Annotated in this window: 10 protein-coding genes; 3 read left to right on the top strand and 7 right to left on the bottom strand. The window is 46.4% G+C overall.

The genetic code is table 11. From position 1 onward, the window contains the following. Positions 1-48 precede the first annotated feature (48 nt). Positions 49-1,296 carry an aldehyde ferredoxin oxidoreductase family protein gene (locus tag THEPK_RS03825; RefSeq protein ID WP_232194525.1) on the bottom strand — a complete coding sequence of 416 codons (1,248 nt, stop codon included), beginning with the start codon at positions 1,294-1,296 and terminating at the stop codon, positions 49-51. A 91-nt stretch (positions 1,297-1,387) separates the two neighbouring features. After that, the gene (locus THEPK_RS03830; RefSeq protein WP_011011653.1) at positions 1,388-2,089 is read right to left on the bottom strand and encodes an IS6-like element ISPfu5 family transposase; all 702 of its coding nucleotides are present in this window, start codon (positions 2,087-2,089) and stop codon (positions 1,388-1,390) included. A 174-nt stretch (positions 2,090-2,263) separates the two neighbouring features. Here THEPK_RS03830 and THEPK_RS03835 point away from each other — a divergent pair, with 174 nt between their 5' ends. Next, positions 2,264-3,343, top strand: a complete 1,080-nt coding sequence (locus tag THEPK_RS03835) for a DUF835 domain-containing protein (protein ID WP_042698551.1) — start codon at positions 2,264-2,266, stop codon at positions 3,341-3,343. A gap of 134 nt (positions 3,344-3,477) precedes the next feature. Here the strand turns inward: THEPK_RS03835 and THEPK_RS03840 are convergent, their stop codons facing one another. The 5 genes from THEPK_RS03840 to THEPK_RS03860 form a co-directional block, all read right to left on the bottom strand. After that, positions 3,478-4,182: an ABC transporter permease gene (locus THEPK_RS03840; RefSeq protein WP_042698555.1), complete on the bottom strand. Its 705-nt coding sequence runs from the start codon at positions 4,180-4,182 to the stop codon at positions 3,478-3,480. After that, positions 4,179-4,880, bottom strand: a complete 702-nt coding sequence (locus tag THEPK_RS03845) for a fluoroquinolone export ABC transporter permease subunit (RefSeq protein ID WP_042698558.1) — start codon at positions 4,878-4,880, stop codon at positions 4,179-4,181. Before THEPK_RS03845 ends, THEPK_RS03840 begins: the two co-directional genes overlap by 4 nt. Then, complete coding sequence (locus THEPK_RS03850) at positions 4,877-5,728, bottom strand: ABC transporter ATP-binding protein (RefSeq protein ID WP_042698560.1); 852 nt, start codon at positions 5,726-5,728, stop codon at positions 4,877-4,879. The genes THEPK_RS03845 and THEPK_RS03850 overlap by 4 nt, the downstream gene beginning before the upstream one ends. Positions 5,729-5,796: 68 nt before the next feature. Further along, a complete protein-coding gene (locus THEPK_RS03855) occupies positions 5,797-6,249 on the bottom strand; it encodes a type II toxin-antitoxin system VapC family toxin (protein ID WP_042698562.1) in 453 nt (150 codons plus the stop codon). Continuing rightward, a complete protein-coding gene (locus tag THEPK_RS03860) occupies positions 6,218-6,487 on the bottom strand; it encodes a hypothetical protein (RefSeq protein ID WP_042698565.1) in 270 nt (89 codons plus the stop codon). The genes THEPK_RS03855 and THEPK_RS03860 overlap by 32 nt, the downstream gene beginning before the upstream one ends. Before the next feature lie 59 nt (positions 6,488-6,546). Between THEPK_RS03860 and THEPK_RS03865 the strand changes: the two genes are divergently transcribed. Both THEPK_RS03865 and THEPK_RS03870 read left to right on the top strand, forming a co-directional pair. After that, a complete protein-coding gene (locus THEPK_RS03865; RefSeq protein WP_042697770.1) occupies positions 6,547-6,969 on the top strand; it encodes a hypothetical protein in 423 nt (140 codons plus the stop codon). Positions 6,970-7,019: 50 nt separating this feature from the next. Continuing rightward, positions 7,020-7,397 carry a hypothetical protein gene (locus tag THEPK_RS03870; protein WP_042696758.1) on the top strand — a complete coding sequence of 126 codons (378 nt, stop codon included), beginning with the start codon at positions 7,020-7,022 and terminating at the stop codon, positions 7,395-7,397. Positions 7,398-7,717 lie beyond the last annotated feature (320 nt).

Genomic DNA, 7,717 nt, shown 5'->3' on the forward strand with positions numbered 1-7,717 from the left:
AACCTCCCTGCCAATGGCGAGGGGTTAACTCGTTGGAACCCTCGCCCTTCAGGGCGGGGAGGAGGTCAGCTCAGCGGCTTTTCTCGTCCCCTCTGCGAGCAGATTGCCCAGTCCACCAATTCTGAGGGCTATTCTTTTAACTAACTCGGGGATAATATCCGGGTCTCCCCACCTGAGCTCCAGACCATCAGTTTCGCTCTTCCCTATGATCCCCTTCTCATAAAGCTCGATTGCAAACCCTATAGCCACACCTGCAGAGATTGTGTCAAGGCCGTAAGAATCACAGAGCATGTTGGCATACACTATGGATTCGATGTTTATGTTACCCAAATTTCCTCCAAATGACCAGTGAGTCTCGTACTCGGGAAAGTCCCATACTGTTCCAGCGTAAGGCCCTTTAGTAAGCTTGAATATCTTTCCACAGCGTATCATACACCCGTAACATCCCACATGCTTAACAACGTATTGAGAAAGTACCTCTGCTTGGAATCTTTCAACGCCTTCGAGCTCCTTCTGCTTGAAGTTGTAGGTTGGAAAGTGGCCTAGAGTATAGAATGGATACACAGCGAAGTTCGTTCCAAGGTTGTGGAATCCCTCAAACCCAGGGTTGTTCCTATATGATTCTATCTGTTCTTTAACAGCTTCATTAAAGGCTTCTTCGTCGTACATCTCCGGCTTCTTGCTTCCTCTGACAACAATGGCCTTGAGATTCTTAGAGCCCATTACAGCACCGCCACCGCCTCTAGCAGCGGTTCTCATGTCGTCGGTAACTATTGCAGATATCTTAACCAATCTTTCTCCGGCAGGCCCTATCATTACCATTCTTGCCCTTTTGTCTGTTTCTTCCCACAGGAACTCTCTTGCTACGTGGGTTGTCATTCCCCATATCCTCTCCGCATCCCTGAACTCGACATTGTCATCATTTATGTAAACATACGTGGGCTTCTCGGCCTTTCCCTCCACTATAACCGCATCATAACCCGCAAACTTCAGTTCTGCTCCAAAGAAACCCCCACCAACACTTCTAAAGTACGTGCCTGTTAGAGGGGACTTAAACTGAGCAATCCATCTTGCCGCAGATTGTGCTCTCGTTCCTGTGAGCGGACCAACGGTAAAAACAAGTTTGTTTTCAGGACTTAGTGGGTCGGTGCCTGGCTTCAGTTCGTCCCAGAGAATTTTTGCTCCAAGACCTCTACCACCTATGAACTTCTTAACGACCTCCTCCGTCAAAGGTTCTACAGTTGCCTTTTTGTTCGTCAAATCTATCCTCAAAATTTTCCCCATGTGGCCATACATAGAAATCACCCATGAACAATATCAATATAATTATTTGACTTTGATTAATATAAGACTTATTATTTTTTTGCTAATGTTGTTTAGGATACTGTCAGGATAACTGGGGTATCACCTCCTGAAGCCATTCAGTCACATCACCAGGCGGTCCACCAAACCGAGAATGAATTCTAACAAAATTATACCAGAATGAAAACAGAAAAACAAACCTGTGAACCCTCCTCCAGTCTCTAGCCCTGAAGTTATTCCAGAAACGCTTTGTTCTCTCTTTAACAGTCCTAAACCAGCGCTCAACACAGTTCCTCGGCCCGAAAGTCACATGCAGATAATCCAGCCCGAGAGATTTAAACGCTGATTTATACCACGGCCCTTTGTCAACCAGGAAAATTGGCTGTCCCTCGCAGGATTTCAAAACAACTAGAATGAAGTCCCTGGCAATCCACCAGTTCCTAACGCTTGTAATCCATACTGCTAGGATTTCTTTGCTCTCAACGTCGATTGCAGCCCAGAGAAATCTCTTCTGGCCGTTGATCTTTATCACTGTCTCGTCAATTGCGATGAAGTTTCTCTGTTTTTTGACTGCGAGGATTTTCGGCTGGTAAACTGCTTTCGCGAATTTTTGGACTGTTTCCCAGACTGTTGTGTGGCTGATTTCGAGGATTGTTCCTACCTGTCTGTAACTTAGTCCGTGCAGGTACAGGTTTATTGCCCTGGTTTTCTTTTTTGCTGGGATTTTGTTCCGGCGAAAGGTTTTTAAGACTGAAACCAGTAAGTAAATAATGGTTTCAGTCCTCATTTCTCTCCCCTTTTCTGAAGAGGTATCAGAAACTTAAACCTAACGTCCCACTGCTTATCCTGACAGTGTCGTTGTTTAGCAGAAAAAGATTTTTAAAGCAGAGGTTATTCAGTTGACAATAGTCTGGGGCATCATATATAATTTGATAACAGCTAAAACCAAATGGTGAAACAAATGCTGGAGATATTAAACGTTGTAGTGCGTCTCTTTACGTGGGGGTTTTCCCTCTACAGGTGGCTAAAGAAGCGTGAAGAGTTCATGCTACTCTTGAGTATAGCCCTGTGGATAGACTTTCTGGCTGCGTTTACTCAGCAGCCTATTCTGACATGCTTAGGCTTGTCCCCAGACGCAACGGCTCTAATGCCTCTCTTAAGCATGTTTGCGGTGATAGAGGCAGTTCTTCTTATAACCACCTCCTTCTTTGTCCTTGAGCGTCTTAAGATGTTCTGGGGAGCACTTACAGTCGCCATCAGTTCTCTTCTCGGCCCAGCGTATATCCTTGCGGGTGTTCTTCTCAATGTGTCCCCTACAGTTCTCATGGCTTTCCCCCTTCTATTCTTGGGTATTGCCTTAATGCTTGCAGGATATGCCCTCGTTAAAGAGGAGGTAGGCACTAAAAACATAGCAACGCTGTTTCCTCTCGGACTGTTTCTCCTGGGAATCATCAACGTCACATACCCGATAACAATAAGGACCTCCGTTGCCTCATACCTTTATGGTCTTGGAGCGGTTTTTAGGGCCATGGTATTTGTGGGTATGGTGAGGTATGCCCTCTTCCATGTGGTTCCTCCAAAAAGCATAAGCGTAAACCTGCCACCCGGGGCGTTCTACGTGGAAAGCCGAAGAGCCTTAAAAATACTGATTGATAAAATGCAGCAATCAGGAAACGGTGTCCTTATAACAAGAAGCTCACCGCAGAAAATGGCCTTTACGTTCCCGGTGTTCTGGATTACCCGGATAATCTCCGGCAGGATAAGTGAAAACGCAATGGCGATTTCCCCTACCGACATAGGCATTCTCCTTGACCTCGTAAAGAGACATCTTGAGAAGGGGCACTCACGGGTAGTGATCGATAGTTTTGAATACCTTGTGGTCGAAAACGGCTTTGAAAGCGCGCTTAAATTCCTGCTCTCGCTGAAAGACATCGTAATGAACTTCAACGGCACACTTATCGTCATCACATCGCCCTCTCTGTACTCGGAGAAGCAGTGGGGAATGATTTCAAGGGAGCTGGAAAAGCTCAAACTGGAATGAGAGGTATTGGATAAGATCGTTAGTATCATATAGGCACATTGGAGAAAGCTGGACATTTCCTCGCACTTGGAGAAAAAAACAGATCGCATTTACAGCCCTCTGGGAGCAAAAAATGAAAAATATCAAAAAAGACCTCACAGCACCCTTTTTCTAAACAGCACTACCAGAGGTATCAACCACGCCAGATGTACCACAAGGGCTATTGGGAAGTCGCTGTAGTCGTTGGCCGGAATTCCTTCGAAGACCCTGTAGATCCAGTAAGTTGGGAGGAAGGCCGTGAACTTGCTCCAGTCCGTTGAAAGGTTCCTCCAGACGACGATGAGCTTTATCAGCGGCGGGAGAAATAAGAACCAGCCGAGAACTTTAGAGACTGTTAGCGCCTGCATTCTGGACTCGGAGAACACCGTGATGAGCAGTCCGAAAATCCACACCTCCAGGACGAAGAGGGCCATCAGTGCCAGAAGTCCCTCCCGCGGGAGGTCTATGTCGAGGATGTACGGGCCAACACCCGTCAGCACCACTGTCATTATTGACGCCCACGTGAGCCTGTAGGCCAGAAAGGCCTCGCTCGATATGGGGATGACCTTTAGAGCCTGTATGGTCTTGTCTTCTTTCTCGTCAGCCATCATGAAGCCAGGTATCATGCCGAATATCATGGGTATGAAGATGAGGGTCAGCAGTGCGAGCAGTGGGTAGTAGATGCCAACGCGGTCTTTGAAGTAGCGGACGATGAGGAGGAAGACCAGCGTCATCGCCACGCTGTACAGGAGCATCGGGTCCCTCCTCAGGAGCTTGAGGTCTGTCTTGTAAATAGCTCCAAACTTTTTCACAAAACTCATCTCACTCCCTCCACAGCATACTTGTAGAACCTTATTTTAGCTATGTAATACGCTATAGCAGACCAAACGAGCAGGGCCGCTGCTGATAATACTAAGGTATCCCTCGAGACATCAACGAACGGCGCCTTGAAGAAGTAAAGCGCCGGGTAGCTTGGTACAAGGTAGAGGACTTTCCAGACCCCGCTTTGCAGGTAGCCGTGGTAGTGGGCGAACGGTAGGAGGGAGACCACGAGGACAGCCATTATCGGGACGAAGTAGTCGTCCAGGTCGTAGTATTTTGCAGATATGCCTATTCCAAGGAGAGTGTAGACTACGGAGCAAAGGAAGACCCCAACTACCACGTAGGGAAGCCCGTTGAGAGAACGTGTGCCTATGGCCATTATCAGCACAGCCCCCACGATTGAAAGAACGCTTAAAATAGCCGTTTTAGCTAGGATGTAGCTCTTCCACTCTATCGGCGTCACGGCAAGTGCTCCTATCGCCCCGTCCTTCTTTTCTGCGAATATTTCAGTGCCCACGAACATGAAGCCCACAAGGCCCGGCTCGAAGAGGAGGAATAGCGGAACCATCGTCGGGAGGTACCTCTCCGGGAAGGCCATGAGCATCAGGCCGTAGGCTAGGCCTATCAGCACGTATATCGGATAAACATAGCTCCTCGTACCGACTATGAGGTTCGTCTTCAGCAGGTTCTTCATCATACAAGCCGCCTCCCCGTCACCTTGAGGAATATTTCCTCCAGGGTCGGCTCCTCTGTGTTGATTCTCCTTATCTCGTGGTTTCTCAGGATGTTCAGGAACTCCTCGTTCTGGCCGATGCCCTCAAGTGGAAACTCCGCTGTCTTGACGTTTCCGTCCTCAACGTACTCCACCTTAACGAGCCTCTTGCCCATCTTCACCTTGAGTTCACCCGGGTTGTCTACGAGCCTGACGGCACCATCGACGATGAAAGCGACTCTGTCGCACAGCTCGTCCGCGACATACATGTTGTGTGTCGTGAGAAACACCGTCTTCCCGCTCCTCTTCATCTCCAGGAGGAGGTCTTTGATCTTTCTCGCGCTCGCGGGGTCGAGGCCCTCAAGCGGCTCGTCGAGGAAGAGTATCTCGGGGTCCGGGAGCAGAGCCCTCGCCAGGTCGAGCTTCTTCTTCATACCCTTGGAAAACCCTGCAACGAGTTGATTCGCTTCCTTGTCAAGCCCAACCATCTTGAGGACTTCCATCGGGTCGAGGTGCTTTTTGTAGAAGCTCGCGAAGAACTGGAGGTTTTCGAGGGCCGTGAGGCGGGAGTAAACTGCAGGGAACTCAAAGGAGACGCCGATTTTGTTGTAGTAGTCTTTGCCCCACTCGCGCAGGTCTTTGCCAAAAACTTTAACTTCACCAGTATAGTCCTTGATTATCTTCACGAGGATTTTGACGGTCGTGGTCTTTCCGGCGCCGTTCGGCCCAAGAAAGCCGTAGATTTCCCCTTCCTCGACTTCGAAGCTCAGGTTCTCAACACCCCTAACATCGCCGTAATACTTCCTAACGTTTTTAACTTCAATCACAGGCATGCTTTCACCAGTTTAAAATATGGCTTTGAAGTAGTTATAGTTAACCCCGCACATGTGCGGGTTTCTGCCTAAACAAGAAACGAATTTAGTCCTTCTGAAATTGCTATTTGATGTAATTTTTTGTCCGCTGTATAAAATTCAGAAGCCTTTACTCGCTTTGCGGATTCAATTTGGATAGCATCTGCTTGATAAATATGATATTTCTCCAAAAGATTCCAACAATTTGCTAGAATTGAGCCATAGATCGGAATTATCTTTAGTATCCCAAGTCTCTTCATCCTAAGGACTTCAGAAAGAAATCTGGCTCTAACTAATTCATGAGCCTCCTCATTAATTCGCTTTATTCTTTTTGCTCTATCCAATACCCCCAAAACTTCTCCTATATTCCACAAACTAAAGGCTAGCTTAATTTCACCTTGATACGCCCTAGTGTACAGCTCCACTATTTTCTCACTGTTTTCTTCTTTTATGTAACGCTTTATTATAGCACTACTGTCCAAGTAGACTGTCTTCTCGCTCATCTCTCATCCTCCTAACAAGTTCACTTATAGGACCCTTGGCAGGAACTGGTTCAAACTCAATTTTTTTCTCGAATTTTTCCAACATCTTTTCCAAAGCACTTTCAATATCCAATAAAAGACCCTCAGAAATAATCTCTTCAAGAAGCTTACTTAGATCTTTTTTCTCTTCCGCAGCATCTTTTTTGAGCTCCCACCATAGTTCATCGTCTATATAAATGCTGGTTTTGATCTTTCCCATAAGTCTCACCTGTAGATAATTACCGAAAAACAGATTTAAGTATTTCGGTAGAATTGGGCGTGTTTATAGTAACCTTTATTAGGGTTTTTGCTGAATTCTTTCAGGTGGTTGTCGTGATCCCCAGATGGGATCACAGACTCAAAGACCCTGAAAGCGTGGCATTCGCAATTCTTGACGTTTTAGCAGACTTCGAATCAGAAGGAAAGCTGAAGAACCTGCCAAAATCCAAAAAATTTCCAGTAAAAACAATACTGGCAATACTCCTCTTTAAACAATACTACAACCTACCCCTCAGAGACGCCCAGCACTACGGCAGAAAATTCTTCGGAGCAAACATTCACTACTCAACCCTCCACAACTGGGAGAAAAAGCTGAACCTCGAAGAACTGACAAACCACCTCCTGAAAAAACTCCAGAAATTACCCTACGCCAGCACTCAAGCAGACTCAACCATTATTACAAATAAAAAAAGGGCAGGATAGAAGTTCAGGCAATAACGAGAATCCTGCCGGGTTTACTGTATCCGGTTGCTGTGAAGATCACAACTTCTGAGAACGAGCTGATTGAACTCCTGCCGGGGGGTTCTGGGAATTTTTATGCTGATGGGGCTTATGATTCAAAGAAAGTTCTGAACACTGTGGTGGAAAAGGGTTATCGGCCGATTGTTAAGAAAACTAAGAACGCTCCAGGTGGTTTTGGTAGTAAGAAGAGAGACAGAGTGTTTTCTGAAGAAGAGTACAGGCATAGGAATCCTCATGAGGGGTTCTGGGGTGCGTTTACAACGTGGTTTGGCAGTAGGATCCCCTGTTTTCTGAAAAAGACTACTGTAACCCGAATCCTGCTTGGGGTAATGTGTTATGGTCTGAAAATCCTCCTCAGAGTCAAATACTGTTTAAATAACAGGGGGTGAAACTAAACACGCCCTTGTTTTCCGTAATTTTTAAATAGTCTCTAATTATACTTCCTTGTGGTGAAGCAGTTCCCAGAATGTGGGGTTTGTCAAGCCCGAATGGGGACTGTCGAGAGCCTTGAAGATGTGGGGAGTCTCCGTTCCCCCCGAAAGCCAGCCAATGAAGACGGGAGGCTGGAAGCCTACCCGTTATGAAATTAACACCCTACACACACTTTACGGGTAGGCAGAACGGTTGTTAACAATTTTGAGAAAGATATTTATTAGGTTGTTAAGAAGGTATCTTGAATACTCAATTTTAAGAAAGATATTTATTGGAT

The sequence above is a fragment of the Thermococcus sp. PK genome, assembly GCF_000430485.1.
Classification (GTDB): domain Archaea; phylum Methanobacteriota_B; class Thermococci; order Thermococcales; family Thermococcaceae; genus Thermococcus_A; species Thermococcus_A bergensis.